This is a genomic window from Pedobacter sp. (assembly GCF_037719805.1).
In the GTDB taxonomy this organism is placed as follows: Bacteria; Bacteroidota; Bacteroidia; order Sphingobacteriales; family Sphingobacteriaceae; genus Pedobacter.
Genome location: NZ_JBBJLZ010000001.1, coordinates 196,989 through 219,899 on the forward strand (window position 1 = coordinate 196,989; position 22,911 = coordinate 219,899).

The window sequence follows — 22,911 nt, forward strand, 5'->3', positions numbered from 1 at the left end:
CCCATGAAACTTACGCTTGGCTTCTCCCCATGTCCAAATGACACCTTTATTTTCGATGCACTAATCCATCATAAAATTGATACGGAAGGATTAGAATTTGAAGTTTTTTTTGATGACGTAGAAACACTTAACAAAAAGGCCTTTAATGCCGAACTTGACATCACCAAGCTAAGCTTTCATGCTTATGCTTATGTACACGAACAATACGTGCTTCTCGATGCAGGCAGCGCCCTGGGATTCGGAGTAGGGCCCCTGCTCATTTGCAAAAACCAGGATATAGCTAATGACCTTAGTCCGGAACTCCTGGTTGGAATTCCAGGGGAATATACAACAGCTAATTTTCTTCTTGGCATTGCTTATCCTCAACTAGGGAATAAACAGGTATTATTATTCTCAGACATTGAGTCTTTTTTACTGGAAGATAAAATAGATATAGGATTGATAATTCATGAAAACCGGTTCACCTACGAAGAAAAAGGTTTACATAAAATTATGGACCTGGGCAGTTACTGGGAAACATTAACGGGTAACCCCATTCCATTGGGTGGAATAGTAATAAACAGATCTTTGGACGCAGAGGTTCAAAATAAAGTAAACCGACTTCTTAGGAAGTCAGTAGAATACGCATTTGCCAACCCCAAATCTGGCTTAGATTTCATTAAAAGTCACGCTCAGGAAATGAGTGAAGAAGTAATGTATAAACATATTGATTTATACGTGAATAATTATTCGATTGACTTAGGCACAGAAGGAAAAGAGGCGATTAAAGTATTGTTTAAAATGGCTGAAGAAAAGGGTATCATTACTCCTCTAAAAAAGGATATTTTTATCAGCCCTTTCTCTTAATTACAAGGCCCGTCCGGAATCTCTTTTGTAATTTTTAAGACTTTTGTTACGACCATAGTGGAGTCGAAGTCAGCCGAAACCATCAAACTATCTGACTTGATCATGTGGCATTCAACTTCAATATAAACGGGTTCGTAAGGCTTTTCAAAATTGAAATTACTGTACGAAAGCTCCAGGGTTTTGGCGCTGTCCGCAACCCAGTACTCTTTACCTTCCTCACAGTCTGTAAAAGATTTAATCTCCGGACCAAAGCTGTATAGCCCTTTCAAAGTCTTTGATTCATTTTTGTTTTCCTCAACCTCATTACGATTACAGGCAGTTACCATTAACATCACGGCAAAAGCTAAAATGACTGATTTCCTAAAAAGGTTCATACGCTATAGTTCTTGATTTAAATGGTTAATTTCTTTAACGCTTAGATTGGAAGACAAAGCTGATGCCACAAACGAAAACACGGTTACGGTTAAAAATACGAGCACAAAGTCTGTCCATCTGAAGCCCACCGGATATGCATTGGAGATCATCAGGTTTTCTTGAGACATCTTAAACAGTCCAAACTTTTGTTGAATAAGGCAAAAGATGAAGCCCGCTAACAATCCAAATATGCATCCGGTCATCGTGATCATCATCCCTTCTAACAAAAATATGCGTTTGATTAGTTTCTTTCCTGCGCCTAAACTGCTTAAAATGGCGATATCCTTCAACTTATCAATCACTAACATAGTTAAAGAGCCAATTATATTAAAAATAGCAATAATTAAAATGAATGTCAAAATAATATAAACAGCCCATTTTTCGCTTCCTAAGATATTATAGAGGACCTTATTTTGCTGGATGCGATCCTTGACATCGAACTGGTCTCCAATCTTCTCTTCTATTTCATCTTTAAAATCGGCAGCATTAACTCCTGCCTTCAGGTTAATTTCTACGGAGGAGATGTTATAAGGCTCACCCAAGAGTTCCCGTGCAAATTTCAAAGGTACGATGGCTATGTTATCAAAATCCTGCTGTACTTCAAATACACCTGAAACAGGGATCGATAAAATAGTAAAATCATCGGCCGGGTTAATAGAACTAGCATTGGACCCTTTCTTCGGCGAAAAAACCTGTAGCTGGTTAAAGGGATCGGTGATATTCACCATAAGATAGGTTTGTATAGCGGAGCCCAGGATCGCAAAATTGCCGGTATTGTTCTTTAGCATAAATTTGCCTTCCACAGTAATGCTGTCCAGACTCTTATTCTTCAAATACTGGTCGCTTACGCCTTTGATTAAACCAACCGATTGTTTATCATTATACCTCAGCAACGCATTCTCTGAAAGCACTTCAGAATAGGAATAGACGTCTTTGTTCTTTTTAAGGGAAGTGAAATAGCTGGAATTGGGAGCGAATGTCTTACCCACTTTTGGTGAGATCACAATTTGTGGTGTAATCGTATTGAACATCTTTAACACCACCTCTCCAAAACCATTAAATACCGATAGGATAATAATTAATGCAGCACTTCCTACAAATACACCCACGGCAGATATCAGAGATATGATATTAATCGCATTAGTTGATTTTTTTGCGAAAAGATACCGATGGGCGATATAGAAGGGAGTATTCAACTGCTGTTTTATTTATTATTGTAAAAAAGGGTTATGTAGCTTTTCAAAACCGATGGTGGTCGAAGGCCCATGGCCGGGGAAAACCTCACAGTCATCCGGCAATATAAACAAGTTATTTTTGATGCTGCTGATCAATTGTGAATGATTTCCGCCGGGCAAGTCTGTTCTACCGATACTGTTGTAAAATAACACATCCCCCCCTATTAAAAAATTATCTTCAGCTGCATAAAAGCACAAATGAGCAGGGGAATGTCCCGGTGCAAAAATCAATTGCAAAGTACTGGAACCAAAGCTAACCGTTCCATTTTCCGGCAAGAAAAACTCCGGCTCCGGAGATAGTTCATAATTTAAGCCCATTTGCGGTACGTATCCTGGTATTGACTGCAATACAATTAACTCGCCCTTATGAAACTGAGGCTTTAAGGCCCAATTGTCAAACACAAATTTGTTACCAAAAACGTGATCATAGTGGCAGTGAGTATTCAGCAATAGTACAGGGTTCAAACCGTTCTCCTTAATAGCGTTGTAAAATTCATTTTGCTCGTCCGAATCATACATGCCAGGATCTATAATTACACAATCATTTGTCTCATCGAACAAAATATAAGTGTTTTCTCTGACAGGATTAAATGTAAATTTTTTAAGTTTTATCATACGACTAATTGTTCCACTTGAAAGTACTGATCATCCTGTCTAAATCCTGTTTTATAAAAGCAACAACCGGTTGTATAGAATCATATTGTGGCCGCTCATTGAAGTAGAGTGCCCCTCTAAAATAATGTTTAACACTATCTGTAAGGAAGAACTGAACTGACGACGCCGTGTTGCCATCGATCGCATAATAAATACCATAAACTTTCTTATCTGGATAGTTGATTAACTTTTGATCTATTGCATTAGCTTTTACAGTATGCTTGAATGCAAAAGTTCTCGCGTCTTCAACCAAACCTTCGTACTCATTCCTGGAAAGCACGTCATAGTAAGTCATATGAAGCTTCCCATTAAACTGTTTAAAATACAGGTTATACCAACACGGTGCTCCCGGGTTGCCGCCCTCAGCCACCATATCGGCATAGACGGGGTATTCAAACGAGTATGCACAGCCCTTATCGAATATGCGGTATTCCTTTTTCGGGAATTCAATTTTATAATAGGCCCTTGGTTTTGGAGAATAACTTTCTCCTCCACATGAAGAGAGCATAGCAACGAATCCCATAAATATCAAAACAATAAAGCCTCTCATGATCGGTTCCAAAGATACCACGATCTTTCCGCCTGTAAGTATAACATCTCCAGACCGTTTTTGATTTTAGCATCCTGAACTTTTGCGTGCTTTAAAAATACGGTCTCTTCTGGATTGTAAACAAGGTCGTAAACCAGGTGATTTCCAGTTAGGTAGTGATAAGGTAGATCAGGAGCACTCTCCACATTAGGCGACATTCCCAAAGGGGTAGTATTGATCATAAGTTTGTGTTCCAAAAGTATCTCCTCTGTGATATCTTTGTAGACAATCGAATGGCCAGCCGGCTTTCTGGTAACTATTGTATAAGGAATATGCAGCTTGTCAAGCACATATTTCACAGCTTTTCCAGCACCGCCATCGCCTAGAATGAGCGCCTTCTTATGCCAGGGTTCCAACAAAGGCTTCAAAGATTCTTCAAATCCATAAGCATCTGTATTGAAGCCCTTAAGATTCAAGGAGCCCCCTACTCTCGAAATATTAATACAGTTTACAGCACCTATTAGTCTCGCTGCCTCATCAATTTCATCTAAGAATTGCATGACATCCAACTTATAGGGTATGGTGACATTTAAGCCTTCTAGCTCTGGATTGTCTATCAGGACTTCAGTCAATAAGCCAACGGTTTCTATAGGATATAGTTCGTATTCACAGTTCTCAATTCCCTCAGCATCGAACTTCTGAGTGAAAAACTTTTTTGAAAAGGAATGAGATAGTGGATATCCTATTAGGCCAAACTTTCTCATTGGACTTACAAATTATTCAAGTCAAGGAAATGATCAAATGTATCTCCACGCAGTCCAAGTCTAATTGTTTCCAATGGTATAACTTCTGCTGGAGCGATATTACCTAAATTAACGTTAGCGCCCAGAAGCTTGATAAACCATACCTGTTGTTCCTTTTGCGGGGCTTCCCATATAATAGTTTCTTCAGGAATTTGAGTTAGTATCTCATCCACTAATCCTTCTCTTACTTCACCGGAACCACGATAAATCCCAACATTACCGCCTTCTCGTGCCTCGGCAATAACCTTCCATGAACCGGCATCTAATTCCGCCTGCATCAATTTAATCCATTTGTAAGGGGCAAATATCTTAGCCGCATCTTTTGAACCAACTTCTGAAATAACCGTAACGTGCTTCGACAACTTAGTTATATACTCACACTTAAGATCATGTTCAATCGTGATTGATCCATCAGAGACTTCTACGTATTCCATATCATACTTTTCCAGAACGCGACAATAGTCATCAAACTGGTTCCTGATGATGAAAGCCTCAAATAGCGTTCCTCCAAAGTAAGTTGGTATACCGGCAGACTTGTAAATTCCCAGCTTCTCTTTTAGTTTTGGAGTCACGAATGAGGTAGCCCAGCCAAGTTTCACAATATCAGAATGAACACCTGCAACATCAATAAAGTCTTCCGTTTGTCTTAAACTTAGTCCTTTGTCCATCACCATTGTAATGCCTTTATCGCGTGGCTTAACAGGGCGCTCTGGTATATTATTTAATGGATAATTCATATTGCTGACAAAGGTGAAAAAAAACAGACAGTTTTTATAGGTAATATTAAATAAACTCCCGAAGGCTATTTAATGTAACGGTTAATTACCTCTAAAATTGACCCATTTTCAGCCAGCTGTGGTAAGTATTCAAAAAGGATATGATGTTTATCGGGATCAGTAGCTAACGCTGTCTCTAAGTAAATAAGTGCCTCACTTTTCTGTCCCAGGGCAAATAAATAGGCGACCATCCTATAGTACAGTTCCGCGGCATCAGGGTTGTTTTTGATGGCATCAGAGATCGTTTCGGAAGCTTCAACAAGCTTACCCTGCTCATATAAAACAGTCGAGAAATCCAGCCAGGCTTCCACATCAAGCGGATTATATTCCAGCACCTTGTAGTAAGCTTCAACCGACTGTTCGATCTGACCAAGCTTATAATAAGCATCCGCCATAGCGAACCAGAAATCTGGATTCTCATCGTCAAGATCAATGGCTTTCTTATAAAAATGAAGAGATTCAAAGAAGCGTTCCTCAAAGTTGAGGGTCACACCGATTCCAAACCAGGCATCTGCCATCTTTGGGTCCATTTTTACTGATTTCTTATAATAAGATCTGGCCTCATCCATTTTTTCAAGCTTTTCATAGCATTCTCCTATTGCACAATAGGTATCAGCATTCGGCTTTTCGTACTCAAAAGTTTGCTTATAAACTTCTATTGCCTCTGCATACTTGTCCAGTTGCACGAGTGCATTTCCTTTATTGTAATAGGCAGAAGCAAAATTATCTTTGATCAGGATTGCATAATCATAGGCATCAATAGCTTTCTCAAACAAGTCAAGCTTGTGGTAAGAGTTAGCCAGATTATACCAAGCCGCATAAGAATAGGGATCCTTGTCTATATATTCTTCATAAAACTGGATGCTTTCTTCTTGTTTATCCAGAATATCATAACAAAAAGCCAGTTCATATAAACCATCTTTATTTTCCATATTAAGTTCCAGGCTCTGCTTAATATAGACGATCGCGCTCTCATAATCAAGCATATTTTGGTAGACATATGCTATTTGCAACAAGATTTCATCTATTGTTTCGGCAAATTCTAAAGCCTGCTTAAAATTATCTAATGCCTCTGGATACCGTTCCAGACTATTATAAATATTGCCCCTTAAAACGTAGATCTCGGATTCTGATGCTTCCAACATTTCCGCTTTTTGCAGTGCCAGAAAAGACCGTTCGATCTGATCAGTCACAAAAAACAACTGGGCCTGTTTAACAAGGAACACCGCAGCGTAAGGGTGCTGATTTGCGGCATATTCTATTACTTGAAGTGCCTTAACCGGATCGCTTTTTTCTATGTAGTAATCAATAATATTTTCAAAAGCCTGAGCATCGAAAAAATATTGATCTTGATTGCGTAACATCTCTTCATAACGCTCTACCGAACGTTGTGCATCGTCACTAAACTCAAAACTAAATTCCTCTTCCATATATCGACTCAATAAAAACAGATCCCTGTGTTAACTATACCTTATAAGTTTACAATAATATTTGTATAACCCATCAAATAATTTTCCACATACAAACAACTTTATGTATAATTAACTGATAACAAATGTAATGGGGTTTAGCTGCTGGAATGTTTTACAAAAATAAGGTAACTTAAGATGATTGCTGGTAATCACCATGTAAACTTTGGCATCGTCGATGCAGAGATTGGTTTCACCTTCCGCATTAAACGCTACTCATGCCTTAGATAAAGTTCTAACTTTAAAGAAAAGGTTAAAAGTTGGAATAAATGGCGGTTTATATTTGAAAGCACCCCAATTTGATGTAAGTTTAGAGATTTTAACACTTACGGCCCCAGCCATTTTAACTCTTGCTCAATGTTACGTGTAGATAATACCAAGCCTTGCAAAGTTGTATATTCGTTATGTAAGCATGCGTATCTTGGTTATCTGATTGAGCCTCATATTGTACAGCTCAATCCGCAGGGTGATTTTTCTTTAACCTATCAAAGGCTGTTTTCTCATACGGCAAAAGAATTTGCCAGGCACATTTCTGAGCAGGACTTTAAGCTGATTAAAATTCTTGATGAGACGGAGCAAGACTATATTATCAAAAAGTACCATAAGAAAGCAGTACGTCCGGTAGAATTTTTTGGTAAGTTTTTCAACGATAAATTCCATGATAACGTTCGTCCTAAAATAGAAAAAAGATTATCAGAAGTGCTTGAGGTTCTAAAAATTCATGGGTCCTTGTATCTGACTGATAACGATGGTTGGCCAGCAGAGCGAAAAATTGATATTGCAAATACTCCGGCTACTGTACTATTTCATTTTAGAAGGAACAACGTTGAAACAAGATATTTCCCAACGATTAAATATGAGGATCTGCGTATTGATTTTATGTTTAAGGATGCTCAGGTCATCAGCAACCAGCCCGCATGGCTTTTGTTAAATGACATGCTTTATTGCTTTGAACAGGATATAGAAGGAAAAAAACTAATGCCTTTTTTAAATAAGAGGTTTATTACCATCCCTAAAGTAACCGAAGAGACCTATTTTGAGAAATTTGTTGGACCCTTAATCGAGAAGTATCACGTCTACGCTGAAGGATTCGATATCAAAACCGTTAAACACGATCCAATCCCAACTCTGAAAATAATCTATGTGGAAGGCGGGATATCACAACTCCAGCTTTACTTCAAATATGGAAGCTATGCATTCTCGATGGGTAGCGAGAAGAAAGTTACCGTGTGTCTCGAAAAAGAAGCAGACAATTATGTCTTCACAAGGATCAAAAGAGATATCCTTTTTGAAAAACAACATTTTAACATACTTACTACGCTTGGTTTGAAGAAAACCAGCGCCTTATTTTACAATCTGGAAGCGGTTTATGATGCAGAAGAAGGCCATTCTTACGCCATCATAAATTGGATAAACGAACACATAGAAACGCTACAAGAAAAAGGCTTCGAAATTGAACCGCTTTCTGGAAACAAAAAGTTCTTGTTCGCAACCAATAAGATCGACTTTGAAATCAATGAGGATAACGATTGGTTTGACATCAATGCAATCGTTTATTTTGGTAATCATCCCATACCCTTTATTTCCCTGAAGCAACACATCTTATATAAAAAACGCGAGTTTACATTGCCAGATGGTTCGATTGCTATCATTCCGGAAAAATGGTTTACACAGTACAGCAGCTTATTCAGTTTAGCTGATAACTCAAAAGCACTCAGATTAAGAAAGCACCACATTGGCCTGATCAATGAACTTGCAGAAGATGGCATTGCCAGCGTCACGTTAAGCCGAAAGCTCGAGAAGTTAAATAGTTTCGAGAACATAGCAGACATTCAAATGCCTGTTAATTTTAAAGGTGATCTGCGCAGTTATCAGAAAGCAGGGTACAACTGGTTCAGCTTCCTAAGAGAATACAATTTTGGGGGTTGTCTCGCGGACGACATGGGTTTAGGTAAAACCATTCAAACACTGGCCATGCTCCAAAAGTTGAAGGAGGAAGATGATCAGATTAAAACCCATAGCACCTCCTTGATCGTTATGCCAACTTCTTTGATCTACAATTGGATGAATGAAGCAAAGAAGTTCACGCCGAAATTAAAGATCCATGCGCACACAGGCACAACGAGAGACAAGGACGTTAGCATATTTGCTAAGTACGACATCGTGATCACGACTTATGGAATAACGAGAGTGGACGTAGAAGTACTTAAATATTTCTATTTCAACTACATCATATTAGATGAGAGCCAGAACATTAAGAATCCTTCCTCGAAATCCTTCAAGGCCGTTAAAGCATTGAAATCAAGAAACAAGCTTATACTAAGCGGTACACCTGTGGAGAATTCAGTAGCCGACCTTTGGACACAGCTTACATTTCTTAATCCGGGATTACTCGGAACGCAGGCGTTCTTTAATGAAGAGTATGTTCAGGCAATTGAAAAGAAAAAAGACGAGGATAAAGCACGAAAACTCCAGGCAATTATTAAGCCTTTTGTATTACGCAGAACCAAAGAACAGGTAGCTTCAGAATTACCATCCAAAACTGAGCAGGTGTTCTATTGCAATATGAGCGAAGACCAGGCGGCTTATTATGAAAAAACGAAATCAGCGTACCGGAATGATATGCTCAGTAGCATGGATGATGGGACTTTCAAGAAAAAACAAGTACAATTGCTGCAAGGTCTTACCGCATTAAGACAACTCGCGAACCACCCTGTAATGATCGATCAAACCTATGAATCTGACTCTGGTAAGTTCGAAAATGTAATTCACACGCTTGATAACGTGTTAAAAGGCGGGCATAAAGTATTGATCTTTTCGCAATTCGTTAAGCATCTTGGGATCTTTAAAAGTTATTTTGAACGCGAAAGCATCCCGTTTGCCTACCTGGATGGTTCCACCAAAAACCGTGGTGAAATTGTTGCTGATTTTCAAAGTAATACAGAATTGAAAGTGTTTTTGATTTCAATTAAGGCTGGAGGAGTTGGCCTTAACCTTACCCAGGCAGACTATGTGTTCATACTTGATCCATGGTGGAATCCTGCAGTGGAGCAACAAGCAATTGACCGGACCCACAGGATAGGCCAAGAAAAAAAGGTTTTCATTTATAAGTTTATAGCAAAGGATACTGTTGAAGAGAAGATACTAGCGCTTCAGAACCGTAAAAAGCGCCTGGCTAGCTCACTGATCACCACTGAAGAAAGTTTTATAAAGTCACTCAGTAAAGAGGATATTAAAGAAATCCTAAGTTAGTGCTGAAGAAGCTGCATGTATTTTTCACGACTGATCATTTCAGCACCCATGCTTAACAGATGGTCGTTAGGAAGCTGACAATCGATGAGTTTGAATTGTCCAGACTGACAAAGAAAAATTAAAGCACTCTTCGATGCATTGCTTTCCAAACTGAACATGCTTTCTCCACAAAATACATCTCCCCTAACCACACCATAAAGACCACCTACGAGTGAGTTTGACTTCCAGACCTCCACGCTAAGCGCGTAGCCTTGCCGATGCAGAGCCGTATATGCAACTTGCATCTCTTCGGTAATCCAGGTACCAGGTTGATCTTTACGACCTACGTTTGCACAGTTGGCAATAACCGCTTCAAACGCCTGGTTGACAGTGAAAGTAAAATCACCAGAATTCACTATCTTTTTCATGCTTTTACTAACCTTGACCTTTTCAGGATAGATAACACATCGTTCATGCGGAGCATACCAGCAAATAGGATCTTCTTCACTGAACCAAGGAAAGATACCGTTTTCATAAGCCAATAAGAGTCGGTCTACACTTAAATCACCACCTACTGCCAGAAAACCGTCCGCATCCGCAAGTTCAGGATTCGGAAATACAACTTCATCATCAGGCAATCTGAAAACCATATGCAATATTAAACACTAATCTACAATTAGGCCAATACTTTTTGAGTGCAAAGCTGCCTCATCGCTATTATTAAAAAGGCAAGTGCTGATGTTCTGTGCACTTATCCGATCTAGAAGAGCTCTGGTTTGGATCTCGCGCCCTTTGCGAACGTTCCTAATATAGACCGCAGAAATGTTCTGCGGATACTTCTCTGCTATAGCCGTATAAATGTCTGGATCCTTTTGTGAGTTGTCTCCAAAGAATACAAACTTCTGGTTAGGGAAGGCATTTAATATCCTCATCACCCGTATTAACTTACCTTCATGCCCGGTTTTTCCAGTCTTCAAAAGGTCTTTCCAACGTTTAATCTGGTTAAGCAGAAATGCACCTTCCGGTAAATCATTGTACCGGAAAGTTTCAACCAAATAGTCATAGAGGTTCCATTCACTGCTTGAAACGTAAAAGAATGGATTCGGTTGATCAATATTAGTGTGTGATAATGCCAACGCAGTATAGTGTTCATTCAAGCCTTTGAATGTTTTCCGTGTGCGTGGGTTTTTAATAAAAAGTTCTCTTAACCGCTTTCGAACTTTTGCAGAATATGACACCATAATGGTATCGTCAATATCAGAGATAAACGCGTACTGCGTAATATGAGGAACAAAAATATTCCCCGCCCCTTCCGCTATTACCTCACCATCCTCTGTTAAAGCAGCTACCTGAACCGTATGCCAACCAGCTTTGACTTCTTTGTCGGCCTTCCATTCAAACTTAAAAAAGCCGTCATACTCGGTATTATTGTAAACTTCCTGGCCATTAAAGGAAAGCCTGACCTTTACAAAGGCATAGGGTTTTACGACGAATAGCTTGAGTAGATATAGAATATTAACGAAGAAGTTGTTACTGAAATTCTGACTTGTTTTAGCTTTAAACTTAAACACATGTCCGTAGACCACCAGATTCTGTGTATGCCCGTAGCCATGGTATACTTTAACACTTGCAGTTTTATTCATTACAAAACAAAACAGAGTAATGCATTACTTGTTTCTGTAATTACAAATTATAGCTATGAATTCGAAAGGCACAGGACAGAAAATATTATTTATTATAAACCCGGGTTCCGGAGATAATAAGGTTGACCTACAAGTGGTAATAAATGAATATTTCGAAGATTCCGAACATAGCGTGGAGCTGTATAGCCTTCCTAAAAGTTGTCACATTGATGAACTTAAAGCGACAATTGAGAAAGCTCAGGCAGATAAAGTTATTGCCGTGGGAGGAGATGGCACATTGAAGCTTGTAGCGGAATGCCTCTTGGGCACAGATACGCCCATTGGCATCATACCGGCTGGTTCAGCAAACGGTATGGCTAAAGAGCTGGGCATACCAGTAGATCCCCTTGAAGCTCTTGACAACTGCCTGAATGGAACGTCTAAGCAAATCCATGCGGTCACCGTAAATGATGAACTGTGCATACACCTTGCAGATATCGGTTTCAACGCCTATCTGGTTAAAAAGTTTGACAACTTGCAACACCGCGGAATGTGGGGTTATACAAAAGCAGCCTGGCAGGCATTGTGGAGTCACCGCAAAATGCAGGTAGAATTCAAAGTAAACGGTAAAATGATCCGTTCTGATGCAGCCATGGTAGTTGTCGCCAATGCAACAATGTATGGTACAGGAGTAAAGATCAATCCGGAGGGAAACTTAGAGGATGAGGCCTTTGAGGTGGTTCTTGTGAAAAATTATTCAGTAATGGAGATTTTAAAGCTGAAGTTCACAGACATGAAGCTAAACCCAAAGAATATAGAAACGTTCCAGGTAACCGAGCTGTCTATTAAAATGAAACACAGAGCTCATTTCCAAGTAGATGGAGAATCAAAGGGCAAAGTAAATCGCGTCAACGCATCGATCATCCCAAAAGCAATTAAAATGATTGTGCCAATAACTGCTGATAATAAAACCATCAATTAAACTGATTTGCATTATACTTATCTGCAATATTTTGCTAGTGACTCATTTGCCAACTCAGACCCCATATATTTCACAAACTTGAAATCTTCACAGGCACCCTGGTTGTCCTTTTGCTTTATCTTTTTTAAACCATCAGCCAGGCGCTTTCTAAGGTAATCCTCATCAATCCCTAAGTCTGCTTTTAACTCCGCTGCTTTGGCTTCAGTGATTCCCCCCGGTTTTCCCAATTCTTTATTCCGATAATAATTCAAAATGGAATTGGTCAGATCCGTGTTAGATTGATAAGCATCAATCGCAGCTCTAACATCTTGCGCACTCTTTCCTGAGCAATCGGTTAAAGAGAAACTTATCGGAACTATAATTGCTATTGTGCTGTCATGATCAGCGGGAACAATCCAGCGGCCACTACTCATCCTAATTAATCGCAATGCCTCATCATCAAGGTCAGTACCAACGCCTTTACGTATCTCCGAGTAGTTAATACTGCCTTTTCGGTCAAGCTTAAAAGCAATGTTAACCACACCTTGAATGCAATTGGTAAGCGAGTACCTGGGATACACTCTATTGTTTTGTACGAAAGACTCTAAGCCACCTTTCAAAGATGGTTGCGCCTTAAGCTGAACCCCAGCAAGAACAAGTGTAATCAAAAGTAATCTGCGCATAAATAATCCCCGCATTTTAGAACGACATAGTCTTAAAAGTATTGTTTAAAATAAAGTCAGGATTTGGACAGTTTGAGAGATATGCTTCGCGCTTTGAATATTGGCACACGCCCGGATAATCTCCTTTAAAGCCTTCCATATCTTTAATTACCTGAAAGTGCAGATGTGGTGGCCAGTGACCGTTTTCTTCCTGCTTACCAAATTGTGCAAAAGCGGTGCCCTTTTCAATTGATAACCCTTCTTTAAGTCCGTCCAGCGAGTAAAGACTTAAATGACCGTATAATATATAAAATTTCGACTCGCCGAAAATGTGTTCGAGGACAATCGTTGCGCCATAGTCCCCAAAGTGATCGTTGAATTGAAAACTGTGAACAATAGCGTCCGAGCAAGCGTAAACAGTCGTTCCAGCAGCGGCCCATATATCAATCCCTAAATGCAACCGTCGTGGCTCTTCGGAGTCGTTAAAATGCTCACTGCGCGAATAAATCGTCCTGTGCTCATCATATCCCCCAATTCCATATCTGCAACCGTGCTTTAAAAGTTTTTGGGAAACCCATTCAGAGAAGAGATCAGTATCAGAAATCAGGTCAGTAGTTAACTCCAAATTGGATAAAGTAAAGTCTAAGGGGTAGACCTGATCCTCAATCCCAAAATCAACAACCTTACCGAAGCCTTCCTTTACCATGCCTACTCTGAATCTTCGTCGGTTTCTTTACGTTCTTGCGATATCTTGTCAAAAATCTTATCCATATGCGCTACATATTGATTGGTATCATCTACAAAAAAGGTGAGCGTTGGCACTACCCTCGCCTGGTGGCGAATCCGCGCACCTAATTTATACCTGATCTCACCTGCGTGAGAATTTACCTCTGCAACAGACAGCGCAGGATTACTGGTGTTAAGGAAGCTTAAATAGACCTTCGCTACCGCCAAATCCGGAGAGACACGCACTTTCGTGATTGTTACCAATGTGTTCGGTAAATATGAAGAACCCTCGCGCTGAAAAATTGTCGCCAATTCTTCTTGTAGCACCCCGGCAAATTTCTGTTGACGTTTACTTTCCATATTTTGTTTTCTCTAAAGAGATTAGTATAGCAATTTATCATACGGATAACGCTCGGTATGTAATGCCAGAACCTTATCGTATAAGAGTTGCTTAAACTCCTCTAAATTTTCTTTGTGCAATGCTGATATGAACAATGCAGGAGCATTATTGATTCCCATCCAGCTTTTCTTAAAATCATCCAGCGTTAACACAGTTTGCTCGCCATCCTCATTCGTGTGCTCAGGATTAACATAGGCATCTATCTTATTAAACACCATAATTGTCGGCTTGTCCCGGGCTCCAAGGTCCTTTAGTGTTTCATTAACAACATGAATCTGATCTTCGAAGTGAGCATGCGAAACATCCACAACATGTATCAAGATATCAGCCTCTCTAACCTCATCCAGGGTAGATTTGAAGCATTCTACCAAGTGATGGGGCAGTTTACGAATAAACCCAACCGTATCTGAAAGTAAAAATGGCAGGTTATCAATTACTACCTTTCGAACTGTGGTATCAAGCGTAGCGAACAGTTTATTCTCCGCAAACACCTCGGACTTAGACAACATGTTCATTATAGTAGATTTTCCAACATTGGTATACCCTACCAAAGCTATTCTGATTAACTGAACCCGGTTTTTCCGCTGTGTTTCGTTCTGCCGATCGATTAATTTGAGGCGCTCTTTTAGTAAGGAAATTTTCTCCAGGATCATCCTTCTATCACTTTCGATCTGAGTTTCACCCGGACCTCTCATACCTATACCGCCTTTTTGGCGCTCTAAGTGAGTCCATAACCTCGTTAATCTTGGTAATAAATATTGAAGCTGTGCCAGCTCTACCTGCGTTTTTGCTTGTGCAGTTTGTGCCCTGCCAGCAAAAATATCAAGGATTAAATTGCTTCGGTCAAGTACCTTAACCTGCAATTCCCGCTCTATATTTCTTAACTGTGATGGCGACAACTCGTCATCAAACACCACTAAATCTATTTCTTCAGACTTTACATAAGCCTGTATTTCTTCCAATTTACCGGTACCTACAAAGGTTCCGCGATCTGGCTTCAACATCTTTTGAGTGAACTCATGCTCCACTACTCCTCCAGCAGTATCAACTAAAAAAGCAAGCTCATCAAGATATTCCCTAGTCTCCTCTGCCTTTTCTCCAGGCCTGATTACCCCAACAAGAACCGCCCGTTCTTGCCTTACTGCTGTATCGTAAGTTTTCTCTTTTCCCATGCAAAGTACAAAGCTACAAAAGTTATACCGATATCAGTTTACTGACAAAGTCGTTCATTGCTGCTCCCGGATCGCTTGTTTTCATGAAATTCTCTCCAATTAAAAACCCGTCAAAACCAGCTTGTTTTAAATCTTTTATAGTTGAAGCCTCACTAATTGCACTCTCTGATATCTTCATAAAGTCGTTAGGAATCTCATCTACCAGGTCGAACGACGTTTGAATGTTTACCGTAAAATCAGCAAGATTTCGATTGTTAATGCCGATGGCATTCAAATCCGGACAGATGCTTCGTTGTAACTCTTCGCGATTATGAACTTCTAATAGTACATTTAAACCCAGCGATCTTGCAAACGCAGACAAATGCCTGATTTCTGCAGGGCTAAGAATGGCAGCAATCAGCAAAATTATATCGGCTCCCCATGCCTTAGCTTCCAACAACTGGTATTCATCAATTATGAAATCCTTTCTAAGCAGAGGGATGTCGTTTGCAGCCCTCGCCTGAAGCAAATCCTGCGCATGACCCCCAAAGAAGTCAACGTCTGTAAGTACAGACAATGCAGAGGCACCGGCTGCAGCATAACCTTTCGTTACCTCAGCTACAGTGGAAGTTCCATTGATCAGTCCCTTTGATGGAGACCTGCGTTTAAATTCCGCTATAATACCTGTTCTCTCCTGAGCCAGCAAGAACTCCTTGAAGGAATACGTTTCGCGATTAAAATGTGTCGTATTTTCAAGCTCCTGGATTGCTATTTGATGTTTAGCATGCTCCACCTCGGCTTTCTTGCGAAATACGATCTGATCTAAAATATTCATATCTAGCTCTCTAACCAATTCTTCATCATCTGCTTACCATGTTCCGTCAGCACACTTTCTGGATGAAACTGCACTCCACGAACGTCCAGCACTTTATGTCTTAAGGCCATGATCTCATTCGTCTCATCCATTGCAGTTATTGTTAGGCATTCCGGTAAATCAGAATTGCTAACAACCCAGGAATGATAACGACCTACGTTTATCGTAGGTGGGCACTCCTTAAATAGGACTTCCTGTGCATCCAATACATTAATTGGCGTTGCAATACCGTGCATAGGTCTACCTAAATTTAATAGCGTTCCACCAAATGCCTCAGCAATTGCTTGCTGACCAAGACATACGCCAAAAATACTTTTGGTCGGTGCATAGGTTTTAATCACATCAAGCAGTAATCCAGCCTCTTCAGGAATACCGGGTCCTGGCGAAAGTATGATCTGATCATACTGATCAACATCGGCCAGCTCAAATTTATCATTACGCCATACTTCTACATCTCTCCCCAGTTCATTAACCAAATGCACCAGGTTATACGTAAACGAATCATAGTTATCAATAACCAATACTTTCTTTTGCATCACACTTTTATTTTCCATGCGTACGTAATTCCTTTAGATATGTGCTGCCATTTCTACTGCCTTGCGCAGCGCAGCAATCTTATTATTTACTTCATTCAACTCGTTTTCGGGTATAGAATCTGCAACAATACCTGCCCCAGCTCTATAATGCAGTTCATTGTTCTTGCTCATAAAGGTCCGGATCATAATGCAGTGGTTAAACTCATCATTGAAACCCATATACCCTAAAGCACCTGCGTAGAAGTTTCTTGCCAAGCCTTCATACTCATCAATGAGCTGCATTGCACGATACTTCGGTGCACCGCTCAAAGTTCCTGCCGGATAAGTATCTGCTACAATTTTAAATGCAGGAACATCAGCCTGCAGGTTTCCACTTACCTTTGATACCAGGTGGATCAAATGTGAATAATATTGCACCTCCTTAAAAGCTTTTACTTCTACCTTACTACAATGTCTGCTCAAGTCATTGCGAGCCAGATCTACAAGCATCACATGTTCCGCACTCTCCTTTGGATCCTGCTCCAGCTTTTTCGCTTGCTCTGCATCCTCTTCATCATTCCCCGTGCGCTTAAATGTGCCTGCAATAGGAAAAATGTTAGCCACTTTATTTTTTACTGTGATCTGTGCCTCAGGCGAAGAACCAAATAGCTTGAAGTTTCCATAATCAAAATAAAATAGGTATGGTGAAGGGTTGATCGATCTCAGACACCGGTAAACATTAAATTCGTCGCCTAAAAAGCTTTGCTTGAAAGCACGGGAAGGCACAATTTGGAACACATCTCCTCTTAAAATGTGCTTCTTCATCTTATCCACGATATCCAGGAAATCCTGATCTTTCAGGTTTGAAGATTCTTCACCTTGAGTTTTGAAGCTATACTCAGGGAAGTTCTTATTTTGAATAATGTATTCGATTTTGTCAAGATCGTCGGTGTCATCTCCATTAAAGGTATTCTTAAAAAGGGTGATCTCATTACGAAAGTGGTCTACCGCAATGATATAACGGTAGATGTGGTATTGCATCGTTGGTATCTCTTCACTCTTGGGTGACTTTGCTGAAAACGTAATGTCTTCAAAATGCTGAACAGCATTCCAGGTAAAGTAGCCAAACAGGCCGTTCGAGATGTACCGTTTGTCCGGTAGCTCAGATGTGATAAACGAGGCTTTAAAAGATTCGATCTCATCAGTGAGTACAAAAGAATCCTTCTGTTCCTTTCTTCCATCAGGGAAGTACGTCTTAAGCACACCATTCTCCAGCGTAATCCCGGCAACTGGCTGAGCACAAACGTAACTCACAGAGTTCTCGCGGCTATGGTAGTCAGAACTTTCTAACAAGATTGTATTCGGAAATACATCTCTTAACTTCAAATATATACTAACTGGCGTGGTGGTATCAGCCAGTCTCTTCTTGTAAGTTGTATTAATGTTATAATTCATAACGTATGACTTCGATATTTAATATTCCAAATTTATAACCGGTTGAAAAGCAAAAACCCGACGTGTGGTCTACGTCGGGTTTTCAATGTGGTTGGTTTAGGTTGATAAACTATAAGGTACACAAGGATACGACGAAACTCTTTTCGGAATCACTACGCCATTGCCAGGTATTTGTATTGTTGATCATGTCTAGCAAAAATATAAATAAAAGTAACAAAGCGAAATTAAATCGCAATTATTATGAAACACCAAACAGTGAGCGTGTTGGATCGGCCTTAACCATCGCAAAAATTGCAGCAGTTATTAAAATCAGCGCCAGCCCAAAGTATAAAGCAATATTTTTGTGTTTAACCGGACCTGCGTCTGCGGCTTTCTTAGAGCGTGCATTTCCGTAAGTGATCAATATAATCGCCAGGACCATCATCGCAATGTGCTCCATTTTCCAATAACGTCCAATGGCAACGCTACTGTCAGCTTTATACCAATCATGCATAAAATATAGCAAAAGGCCCAAAACTAACTGGATGTGCGCGGATATCAGGGTAAATACATTTAGTTTTCTATCACCTTCTGTATATTCTTTTTTACCTGCAGCACCAGCAATTGCCCGAATGACCGCTACCAATAACAAAATGACAACCAAATAACGCCATCCGGAATGAGCACTCTTTAAAATCTCGTACATAAACTTTTTTCTTTCAAACTTAGCAATTATGTTTCTTTTTACGCGTCAATTGCATCGTAAACCACCACTTTTTCCCAGAGAGAACTGCAATTCTTTATGAATTCAAGGTGTAGTGGATGGTCTTGGTAAACCGCCTGACCTTCAACGTCTGTAAAAAAGATCAATTCAGAAACACTCCAGCTCGTATCTACAACATCTCTTTTTTCAGTTGAAGCAACAACGCCAACATGAATATCTTTAACGGTTTCAATCTTCTTCAAGGCTTTGATACCTGCAATCAGTTTATCCTTATCTGCTTTTGATTCGGGGTTCTTTAACCAGAAAAACACATGGTGGACTACAGGGGTTTTACTTTTCATAATTTTGATTGGCATTGCGGTAGCAGCGAGTGTACCCGCAGCAAGTGCGGCGGCTGTTCCAATAAATTTTCTTCTGTTATTCATATTTTAGTTACTATTTATAAAGATAATACATTCTTTAGATCACTGTAGCGTTTCCATAAAATATCACGTACTCCTATAAAAAAATCAAATGAAAAAACTCTCCTTATTAATTCTATTCGCAGCTTTATTAATTTCTTGCGATAAAGAAACTCCGACCGGTTGTGGCACCCTGTATTGCGACGCAAGCTTCAAACTCTTAACGGTAGATTTTGTGAATAACCAAGGCCTGGGAGTTCCCATTAGCAATTACAGCGCGGTCAATTTGAGGACTAATGAGAAGGTTTTTAGCGAATTGAGCGCATCTGTCAATACTACACCGGGCACATTTGTCGTCCTGGATGATGGATACAGAAAGAACCTTTCTGCTACAGGCGACGATATTAAAATCACTGGTACCTACGACGATACGAAGCAGACAAAATCAGTAATTATAAAAGTCGCGAATCCAGTATGCGGATGTCATTTTGAAAAGATATCTGGTGAACAAATTGTAAAATTCGATTGACACTTGTTGTAGTTTGAGACTTGTCTCCTTTATGTTTGTGAGGTCCTTACTAAGGGGCTGCCAGGCCCTCGCTAGGGCTAAGGGATAAACCAACGCCCTAGCAAGGCCCTAGCAACCCCCTAGCAACGCCCTGGAAACCTCGAATAAACACCGAAAGAGGGACACAAAAAAAAGTTCCGCCCTTCGCCGAAATGACGATCTGCATACCCGAGGATTTACATGTCATTTTGGCGAAGGCCGGAACCTCAATCACTATTATTTTATTTGTTAACCGATAGCGCTTTGTCTATCGTGAACACTAAGGCTGCTCTATGTGCTTTAGTTTGCTCATCACTGCTAACAGCAGTTCCCAATTGCTCTTTAACTTTTAACAACGTAGATAAAGCCGCTGCTTTACTTGCATTGTCGTAACCTCCAGGTGAGGCTACAATTGCTGCGGAAGCTTTTACAAACTCCGTCTGCAAGTTCTGACGAAATAAATTCACATTCCCTTTCAGGTCAGCGGCAAAGATGTCGTCAGATAAATCGTTCATCACGCTGGCTACAGAATAAGTATTGCCATAAAGCCCACTATTGTTTATTCTGCTCAAAGTACTTGGGTGCAGCAGTTGCGCCAGGGTGCTCATTTGCAACGACAAATAAGTGCTTTGCGGTTTAATATCCTCGTTGTTTCCAGAGAAACCGAAACCTCTCCTTTGGATCTGAAGATAAGGGAAAAGGTCTTTATCTGCGTCAAATGCATCTGGTGCGAATACATAAGTATTCAACAACGAAAGCGCTTTCTTCTGGTAAGCTTCCGGTACAGGAGTGAACGGTGCTGTAGAGGTTTTCTGGCCTACAAAACTTCTGTCGACATACACTCCTCCAACAAAGCGACTCAATGCCGCTGCCATGCTTGCACGTTGGCCATTTAACTGCTGGTAACGTGTTCTTAGCTCCTGGTAACTTTGATTAGGGCGGCTAAATCTTGACTTAAGTTTAGGAATCATTGTGTTGATCAACTTAAACCGATCTTCACCGTAAGCTACCATATCATTTGTCTGATCGTTCACGTTTACCCTTGGGTCAATACCACCACCCGGACTTCTCATGTCATCAGCGTCATTACCAAAAGCCAGTTGTGGCTCCGTGCTCCGGCGAAGAATCTTATTCAATCCAGCTTCCTCTTCAGCCTCTGCGAATGGAGTATAACCATATTGTATTGCCCAAAGATCGTAGGGTCCAGCTTTAGTGGTGTAATAATCCCCTTGTTTACTTCTATCACTGCTTACATTAATTGCCGGGTAGTCCATTACCGAGCCTTGCAAGCCTATTTTACGCGTTAGTTTCACGTCATTCATTTGTGCAGGGCTTAACATCTGACTCGCCTTCATATTATGATTTAGGCCAAGTGTGTGGCCCATCTCATGCATAATCAGGTAGTAAAGAAATTGCTTATGCATTTCTTTAACCGTCTCGGCCCTTACAGCCTCAGAAGCATCTGCATCTAAGACTTCGATAGCAGCAAGTCCTGTTTGGTATTGGAGACTTAACTCCTGAGCCATCGCACAATTCGCCGTATGGTTATTATCGATATGATTGTGCCCTTGTTGAGTCTGCGCTAAAGCGGCTACAGGGTTTTCCCAAGGCAAAGAAATAGAAGCGCTTTGGCCGCCGTTATACAGATCGTCTTGCACGGCAGTACCCGCTCCGGATTTCCACTCTACAGTAATATCGGCTCCCAAAATTTGTCCAGTTCTTGGATTGAAAAAGCTTGGTCCGATTGCGCCATAAGACGGATAAGCTGAAGACACCCATCTGATTACATTATAGTCGATATCTGATGGATCCCATTTCGCATCATCCGGCATTTGTTTCATCACTACAGCATTTTTGAAGCCTGCTTCTTCAAACGCCTCATTCCACTTCTCACCAGCCTCTTTGATAATCGGACGGTATTCGATAGGTGTTGTGTTTTCTATCCAAAACACAATAGGTTCAACAGGTTCGCTCAGCTTTGCAGTTGGGTCTTTCTTTTTTAGATTCCACCTGCTGATAAAATCCTTATATGGAGTTGGTGAAAGCGAAGTAAGGTTGTCTACTTCTGCACCAAAATAACCAACTCTTGGATCGTCTTTCCGTGGTCGGAAATCATTCTTTGGCATATCAATAAAGGAGTGCTGCATTTTTACCCGTACATAACGGGCATCAGTAATGTCTTTACCCCCACCATTGAATGGCATTGGGTTATCATATGCTAAATCAACCACCACATCAGTGTTGTTAGCAAAGGATTTTACATTTTGATATTTCGACTTGGATGTATTTAGATTTCCAAGATTGAACATTGCACCAGGGGGCATGCCTGGAGGAGTCATCGGCTTTATAGGATCTAATTTATCAGACATAAATAATCCATCAACAGAAACTAGGTACCCACCTTCGTCGCTTGCACTATACTTATCAGCATAGAACACGGCATCAGAAACGTCTACATTAGCAGCTTTACTAACCGGATTTGATTTATCATAATAGAAGTTTGTGTTTTCCTGCAAGAATTCAATCTTATCATTTGCTTTTGCAATGTGAAACAACATGGTGCTTCTAATCATGTTCTGGTTAAGGAACAAGGTCGTTGGCCCGCCCATTGAAAAGCTCTGGTAGATAAAGTCTTTACCCAACTGGCCTTTCTTTACATATAGCTGCAAACTCCCTGTTAGGGTATCCTGATAAAGTGTAAATAATCCATCGATTTTTTTACTTGACTTAATCTTATCTGTAATGCTGGCTTTGGCAGGAGGGGCGATAACCTTTTTAACAGAATCAACCGTCTTCTCCAGTGCCTTTTTCTTATCCTGGGCCGAAGCACTGCATGCCAGCAGTAACGCCGCAGAGAATAGTAGTGTAAACTTTTTCATGAACAATAATTTTTACCAAAATAACGATTTTTGAGTATAAATTAAAGTAACGATGAAA

General features: G+C 40.3%; 23 protein-coding genes. 4 read left to right on the forward strand and 19 right to left on the reverse strand.

Annotation, left to right across the window (positions count from 1 at the left end):
• Positions 1-3: 3 nt before the first annotated feature.
• The gene (locus WKF66_RS00945; RefSeq protein WP_489672525.1) at positions 4-846 is read left to right on the forward strand and encodes a menaquinone biosynthesis family protein; all 843 of its coding nucleotides are present in this window, start codon (positions 4-6) and stop codon (positions 844-846) included.
• Here WKF66_RS00945 and WKF66_RS00950 read toward each other — a convergent pair.
• The 7 genes from WKF66_RS00950 to WKF66_RS00980 all read right to left on the reverse strand — a co-directional run bounded on the left by WKF66_RS00950 (position 843) and on the right by WKF66_RS00980 (position 6,687).
• Positions 843-1,220, reverse strand: coding sequence for a hypothetical protein (locus WKF66_RS00950; protein ID WP_489672526.1), 378 nt, complete (start codon positions 1,218-1,220; stop codon positions 843-845). The two genes, WKF66_RS00945 and WKF66_RS00950, sit on opposite strands and share 4 nt — an antisense overlap.
• A gap of 3 nt (positions 1,221-1,223) precedes the next feature.
• Complete coding sequence (locus tag WKF66_RS00955; protein ID WP_489672527.1) at positions 1,224-2,456, reverse strand: ABC transporter permease; 1,233 nt, start codon at positions 2,454-2,456, stop codon at positions 1,224-1,226.
• A 15-nt stretch (positions 2,457-2,471) separates the two neighbouring features.
• The gene (locus WKF66_RS00960; protein ID WP_489672528.1) at positions 2,472-3,110 is read right to left on the reverse strand and encodes an MBL fold metallo-hydrolase; all 639 of its coding nucleotides are present in this window, start codon (positions 3,108-3,110) and stop codon (positions 2,472-2,474) included.
• Positions 3,111-3,114: 4 nt separating this feature from the next.
• Positions 3,115-3,699, reverse strand: a complete 585-nt coding sequence (gene gldD, locus WKF66_RS00965) for a gliding motility lipoprotein GldD (protein ID WP_489672529.1) — start codon at positions 3,697-3,699, stop codon at positions 3,115-3,117.
• Positions 3,696-4,442, reverse strand: coding sequence for a shikimate dehydrogenase family protein (locus WKF66_RS00970; RefSeq protein WP_489672530.1), 747 nt, complete (start codon positions 4,440-4,442; stop codon positions 3,696-3,698). The genes gldD and WKF66_RS00970 overlap by 4 nt, the downstream gene beginning before the upstream one ends.
• 5 nt (positions 4,443-4,447) lie before the next feature.
• Positions 4,448-5,218 carry a phosphosulfolactate synthase gene (locus WKF66_RS00975; protein ID WP_489672531.1) on the reverse strand — a complete coding sequence of 257 codons (771 nt, stop codon included), beginning with the start codon at positions 5,216-5,218 and terminating at the stop codon, positions 4,448-4,450.
• Between the two features lie 65 nt (positions 5,219-5,283).
• Positions 5,284-6,687, reverse strand: coding sequence for a tetratricopeptide repeat protein (locus WKF66_RS00980; RefSeq protein ID WP_489672532.1), 1,404 nt, complete (start codon positions 6,685-6,687; stop codon positions 5,284-5,286).
• A gap of 396 nt (positions 6,688-7,083) precedes the next feature.
• On the opposite strand from WKF66_RS00980, the gene WKF66_RS00985 reads away from it, so the two are divergent.
• A complete protein-coding gene (locus WKF66_RS00985; protein ID WP_489672533.1) occupies positions 7,084-9,978 on the forward strand; it encodes a DEAD/DEAH box helicase in 2,895 nt (964 codons plus the stop codon).
• Here WKF66_RS00985 and aat read toward each other — a convergent pair.
• A complete protein-coding gene (gene aat, locus WKF66_RS00990) occupies positions 9,975-10,607 on the reverse strand; it encodes a leucyl/phenylalanyl-tRNA--protein transferase (RefSeq protein ID WP_489672534.1) in 633 nt (210 codons plus the stop codon). The two genes, WKF66_RS00985 and aat, sit on opposite strands and share 4 nt — an antisense overlap.
• Positions 10,608-10,622: 15 nt before the next feature.
• Positions 10,623-11,600, reverse strand: coding sequence for an App1 family protein phosphatidate phosphatase (locus tag WKF66_RS00995; protein ID WP_489672535.1), 978 nt, complete (start codon positions 11,598-11,600; stop codon positions 10,623-10,625).
• Positions 11,601-11,655: 55 nt separating this feature from the next.
• Between WKF66_RS00995 and WKF66_RS01000 the strand changes: the two genes are divergently transcribed.
• A complete protein-coding gene (locus WKF66_RS01000) occupies positions 11,656-12,561 on the forward strand; it encodes a diacylglycerol/lipid kinase family protein (RefSeq protein ID WP_489672536.1) in 906 nt (301 codons plus the stop codon).
• Between the two features lie 17 nt (positions 12,562-12,578).
• On the opposite strand, the gene WKF66_RS01005 is transcribed toward WKF66_RS01000, so the two are convergent.
• The 9 genes from WKF66_RS01005 to WKF66_RS01045 all read right to left on the reverse strand — a co-directional run bounded on the left by WKF66_RS01005 (position 12,579) and on the right by WKF66_RS01045 (position 19,451).
• Positions 12,579-13,223: an energy transducer TonB gene (locus WKF66_RS01005; protein WP_489672537.1), complete on the reverse strand. Its 645-nt coding sequence runs from the start codon at positions 13,221-13,223 to the stop codon at positions 12,579-12,581.
• A gap of 16 nt (positions 13,224-13,239) precedes the next feature.
• The gene (locus WKF66_RS01010) at positions 13,240-13,908 is read right to left on the reverse strand and encodes a peptidoglycan DD-metalloendopeptidase family protein (RefSeq protein WP_489672538.1); all 669 of its coding nucleotides are present in this window, start codon (positions 13,906-13,908) and stop codon (positions 13,240-13,242) included.
• A 2-nt stretch (positions 13,909-13,910) separates the two neighbouring features.
• The gene (rbfA, locus tag WKF66_RS01015) at positions 13,911-14,288 is read right to left on the reverse strand and encodes a 30S ribosome-binding factor RbfA (RefSeq protein WP_489672539.1); all 378 of its coding nucleotides are present in this window, start codon (positions 14,286-14,288) and stop codon (positions 13,911-13,913) included.
• A 21-nt stretch (positions 14,289-14,309) separates the two neighbouring features.
• A complete protein-coding gene (gene hflX, locus WKF66_RS01020; RefSeq protein ID WP_489672540.1) occupies positions 14,310-15,500 on the reverse strand; it encodes a GTPase HflX in 1,191 nt (396 codons plus the stop codon).
• Positions 15,501-15,522: 22 nt separating this feature from the next.
• Positions 15,523-16,314 carry an indole-3-glycerol phosphate synthase TrpC gene (gene trpC / locus WKF66_RS01025; protein ID WP_489672541.1) on the reverse strand — a complete coding sequence of 264 codons (792 nt, stop codon included), beginning with the start codon at positions 16,312-16,314 and terminating at the stop codon, positions 15,523-15,525.
• A gap of 2 nt (positions 16,315-16,316) precedes the next feature.
• Positions 16,317-16,907, reverse strand: coding sequence for an anthranilate synthase component II (locus WKF66_RS01030; RefSeq protein WP_489672542.1), 591 nt, complete (start codon positions 16,905-16,907; stop codon positions 16,317-16,319).
• 15 nt (positions 16,908-16,922) lie between these two features.
• Positions 16,923-18,323 (reverse strand): anthranilate synthase component I family protein, encoded by a 1,401-nt coding sequence (locus WKF66_RS01035; protein ID WP_489672543.1) that lies wholly within the window; start codon positions 18,321-18,323, stop codon positions 16,923-16,925.
• Positions 18,324-18,561: 238 nt separating this feature from the next.
• Positions 18,562-19,008 (reverse strand): cytochrome B, encoded by a 447-nt coding sequence (locus WKF66_RS01040; protein ID WP_489672544.1) that lies wholly within the window; start codon positions 19,006-19,008, stop codon positions 18,562-18,564.
• Between the two features lie 38 nt (positions 19,009-19,046).
• Positions 19,047-19,451, reverse strand: a complete 405-nt coding sequence (locus WKF66_RS01045; RefSeq protein WP_489672545.1) for a Dabb family protein — start codon at positions 19,449-19,451, stop codon at positions 19,047-19,049.
• Positions 19,452-19,539: 88 nt separating this feature from the next.
• On the opposite strand from WKF66_RS01045, the gene WKF66_RS01050 reads away from it, so the two are divergent.
• Positions 19,540-19,956, forward strand: a complete 417-nt coding sequence (locus WKF66_RS01050; protein WP_489672546.1) for a hypothetical protein — start codon at positions 19,540-19,542, stop codon at positions 19,954-19,956.
• 260 nt (positions 19,957-20,216) lie between these two features.
• Here the strand turns inward: WKF66_RS01050 and WKF66_RS01055 are convergent, their stop codons facing one another.
• Positions 20,217-22,853: a zinc-dependent metalloprotease gene (locus WKF66_RS01055; RefSeq protein WP_489672547.1), complete on the reverse strand. Its 2,637-nt coding sequence runs from the start codon at positions 22,851-22,853 to the stop codon at positions 20,217-20,219.
• Positions 22,854-22,911 lie beyond the last annotated feature (58 nt).

Bases quoted from the DNA above. Each gene is read 5' to 3' on its own strand.
- WKF66_RS01010 (WP_489672538.1), bottom strand. From the start codon at position 13,908: ATGGTAAAGGAAGGCTTCGGTAAGGTTGTTGATTTTGGGATTGAGGAT.
- WKF66_RS00960 (WP_489672528.1), bottom strand. From the start codon at position 3,110: ATGATAAAACTTAAAAAATTTACATTTAATCCTGTCAGAGAAAACACT.
- hflX (WP_489672540.1), bottom strand. From the start codon at position 15,500: ATGGGAAAAGAGAAAACTTACGATACAGCAGTAAGGCAAGAACGGGCG.
- WKF66_RS01050 (WP_489672546.1), top strand. From the start codon at position 19,540: ATGAAAAAACTCTCCTTATTAATTCTATTCGCAGCTTTATTAATTTCT.
- WKF66_RS01035 (WP_489672543.1), bottom strand. From the start codon at position 18,323: ATGAATTATAACATTAATACAACTTACAAGAAGAGACTGGCTGATACC.
- WKF66_RS00945 (WP_489672525.1), top strand. From the start codon at position 4: ATGAAACTTACGCTTGGCTTCTCCCCATGTCCAAATGACACCTTTATT.
- WKF66_RS01000 (WP_489672536.1), top strand. From the start codon at position 11,656: ATGAATTCGAAAGGCACAGGACAGAAAATATTATTTATTATAAACCCG.
- rbfA (WP_489672539.1), bottom strand. From the start codon at position 14,288: ATGGAAAGTAAACGTCAACAGAAATTTGCCGGGGTGCTACAAGAAGAA.
- WKF66_RS00970 (WP_489672530.1), bottom strand. From the start codon at position 4,442: ATGAGAAAGTTTGGCCTAATAGGATATCCACTATCTCATTCCTTTTCA.
- WKF66_RS00975 (WP_489672531.1), bottom strand. From the start codon at position 5,218: ATGAATTATCCATTAAATAATATACCAGAGCGCCCTGTTAAGCCACGC.
- WKF66_RS00980 (WP_489672532.1), bottom strand. From the start codon at position 6,687: ATGGAAGAGGAATTTAGTTTTGAGTTTAGTGACGATGCACAACGTTCG.
- WKF66_RS01055 (WP_489672547.1), bottom strand. From the start codon at position 22,853: ATGAAAAAGTTTACACTACTATTCTCTGCGGCGTTACTGCTGGCATGC.
- WKF66_RS01045 (WP_489672545.1), bottom strand. From the start codon at position 19,451: ATGAATAACAGAAGAAAATTTATTGGAACAGCCGCCGCACTTGCTGCG.
- trpC (WP_489672541.1), bottom strand. From the start codon at position 16,314: ATGAATATTTTAGATCAGATCGTATTTCGCAAGAAAGCCGAGGTGGAG.
- WKF66_RS01040 (WP_489672544.1), bottom strand. From the start codon at position 19,008: ATGTACGAGATTTTAAAGAGTGCTCATTCCGGATGGCGTTATTTGGTT.
- aat (WP_489672534.1), bottom strand. From the start codon at position 10,607: ATGGTTTTCAGATTGCCTGATGATGAAGTTGTATTTCCGAATCCTGAA.
- WKF66_RS01005 (WP_489672537.1), bottom strand. From the start codon at position 13,223: ATGCGCAGATTACTTTTGATTACACTTGTTCTTGCTGGGGTTCAGCTT.
- WKF66_RS00985 (WP_489672533.1), top strand. From the start codon at position 7,084: ATGTTACGTGTAGATAATACCAAGCCTTGCAAAGTTGTATATTCGTTA.
- WKF66_RS00950 (WP_489672526.1), bottom strand. From the start codon at position 1,220: ATGAACCTTTTTAGGAAATCAGTCATTTTAGCTTTTGCCGTGATGTTA.
- WKF66_RS01030 (WP_489672542.1), bottom strand. From the start codon at position 16,907: ATGGAAAATAAAAGTGTGATGCAAAAGAAAGTATTGGTTATTGATAAC.
- gldD (WP_489672529.1), bottom strand. From the start codon at position 3,699: ATGAGAGGCTTTATTGTTTTGATATTTATGGGATTCGTTGCTATGCTC.
- WKF66_RS00995 (WP_489672535.1), bottom strand. From the start codon at position 11,600: ATGAATAAAACTGCAAGTGTTAAAGTATACCATGGCTACGGGCATACA.